This window comes from Gemmatimonadales bacterium, assembly GCA_030697825.1.
Taxonomy (GTDB): Bacteria; Gemmatimonadota; Gemmatimonadetes; order Gemmatimonadales; family JACORV01; genus JACORV01.
This window is the reverse complement of record JAUYOW010000224.1, coordinates 1-1,624: the sequence shown is the minus strand read 5'-3', so window position 1 is coordinate 1,624 and position 1,624 is coordinate 1. Positions and strand designations below refer to the sequence as shown.

At 68.9% G+C, this 1,624-nt stretch carries 1 protein-coding gene and 1 other RNA gene; both read left to right on the top strand.

What is annotated here, in order from left to right; genetic code table 11:
- Window positions 1–1,202: M24 family metallopeptidase (locus tag Q8Q85_11705; protein MDP3774919.1), on the top strand; the 1,202-nt coding region annotated here is incomplete at its 5' end.
- Window positions 1,203–1,299: 97 nt separating this feature from the next.
- An RNA gene (rnpB, locus tag Q8Q85_11700) (RNase P RNA component class A) lies at window positions 1,300–1,613 on the top strand.
- The last annotated feature ends 11 nt before the right edge of the window (window positions 1,614–1,624 follow it).

Here is a 1,624-nt window from a genome sequence, read left to right as displayed (position 1 = left end):
TCGCGCGGCTCCAGACGAAGCTTGGCGAGATGGGACTGGACGGCATCCTCCTGCGCGACCAGTGGAACATCGTCTACACTACCGGATACTTCCACACGACCACCGAGCGGCCGGAAGCGCTCTGGGTGCCCCGCGAAGGTGAGCCCACGCTGTTCGTGCCGGGGCTCGATCGCGACGTCGTCTCGTCGTGGTGGGTGCGCGACGCGGAGTTCTACTTCGACTACCCGCAGGCCGAGTCCAACGGCGATCCGCGGTCCGGCACCGTGCAGGGCAGGAACGGGACCCTGAACCTCTGGGTCTGGATGCTGCGCAGCCTCGACCGGCGCGGTTTCGGCACCAAGAACATCGGGCTCGACTGGGAGCCCGCCCCGACCCAGGCCCGCACCTTCCAGGACGCGTTGCCGGCCGCGCGCTTCACTCCGGCCGCGCAGGTCACCCTCGGCATGCGTGAGATCAAGACGGCGGAGGAGGTCGCCCTCACCCAGCGGGCGATCGACTACCACGATCGCATGCTGGCCTTTTGCCGGGACTACGTCCTCCGCCGCGGCACCAACGCCACCGACTTCGACGTACGCCACGAGGCCGAGCGCTTCGGCACCGAGCTGGTGTTGAACGATATCCCCCACGACGGGCGACCGTTCAGCGCGGCGGGCGTGTCCGTCTCCTGCGGCTGTCGCACCGGCGTCGGGACGGCGTATCCCCATCCCAACCAGTTCTTCATGACCCGCATCCAGCGAGGCCACTCCATCCAGTTCAGCGGCGTCATGGTGCGCATCGGCGGCTACGGCGGTGAGGGCTACCGCGCCTGTCACGTGCTCCCCATCACGCCTGAGCAGCAGCGCATGTGGGACGTGCACACGGAGATGACGCTGGCGCAGCAGGAGCACTCGCGGGCCGGCGTGGAGTGCCGAGAGGTGGCGAGCCGGGTGCTGGAGATCGCCAGACGCGCCGGACTGGAGCAGTACGTCTACCACCGCCCCGCGCACGGCGCCGGTATGGAGGGACACCAGCCGCCGTATGTCTCCCTCGGGGACCCGACCGTGATGCAGGCGGGGATGATGTTCTCCAACGAGCCCGGGCTCTACAACCCCGCGGGCGGGTACGGCTACAACCACTCGAACAACCTCGTGATCACCGCGACGCGCGGGGAGCAGATGAACCGGACGCCGCTCACGAGGGAGTGGTGCTTCCTGCGGATATAGCGGGCACCGGCGCACCGGCGCACCGCCGCACGGTGTGGTTTTCTGTGCGCCGGTGCGCCGGTGCGGCTGTGCCCGCTATATTACCGTGGCGGAGCGCGACGGTCGCGGGTCCCTTCGGGGATCCGAGGAAAGTCCGAGCTCCCAGGGCAGGCTGCCAGGTAACGCCTGGGCGCCGTGAGGCGACGGATAGGGCCACAGAGAACAGACCGCCTGCCGCAAGGCAGGTAAGGGTGAAACGGTGGGGTAAGAGCCCACCGCGCGTCTGGCAACAGACGTGGCACGGCAACCCCCAGCCGGAGCAAGGCCAAATAGGCGGCGAGGTCCGGCCCGGACCGACCACACCGGAAACGGTGAGCCGCGGGTAGGCTGCACGAGGTGGCGGGCGACCGCCATCCCAGAGAGATGACCGTCCGGCCTTCGGG